This window comes from Mesorhizobium sp. M5C.F.Ca.IN.020.32.2.1 (genome assembly GCF_004023105.1).
GTDB classification, from domain to species: Bacteria; Pseudomonadota; Alphaproteobacteria; order Rhizobiales; family Rhizobiaceae; genus Mesorhizobium; species Mesorhizobium wenxiniae.
Window position 1 is genome coordinate 1 of the sequence record NZ_RZSX01001719.1, and the last position, 382, is coordinate 382.

The 382-nt window shown below is 65.2% G+C and carries 1 protein-coding gene; it reads left to right on the forward strand.

Features of this window, described 5'->3' with window-relative positions; all coding sequences use genetic code 11:
- Nucleotides 1-382: RNB domain-containing ribonuclease (locus tag EOA86_RS38325; protein ID WP_128345908.1), on the forward strand; the 382-nt coding region annotated here is incomplete at both ends.

Consider the following 382-nt stretch of genomic DNA (forward strand, 5'->3'; position numbering starts at 1 on the left):
TGGGATGCCTACGCCGTCGTCAAGCGCGGCCGTGAGACGCGTCAGCCGCTCGAGCTTGAACTGCCTGAGCGGAAAATCTTGCTCAAGGAGGACGGCACCGTCGACCGGGTCGTCGTGCCGGAGCGGCTCGACGCACACAAGCTGATCGAAGAATTCATGATCCAGGCCAATGTCGCGGCGGCCGAGACGCTGGAGGCGAAACGGCAGGCGCTGGTCTACCGCATCCATGACGCGCCTTCGCTCGCCAAGCAGGAATCGCTGCGCGAATTCCTGCAGACGCTTGGCCTCTCGCTGGCACGCGGGGCGCAGATGCGGCCCAACCAGTTCAACGGGATTCTGGATCGCGTCCGCGGCGCCGACCATGAGGGACTGGTCAACGAGG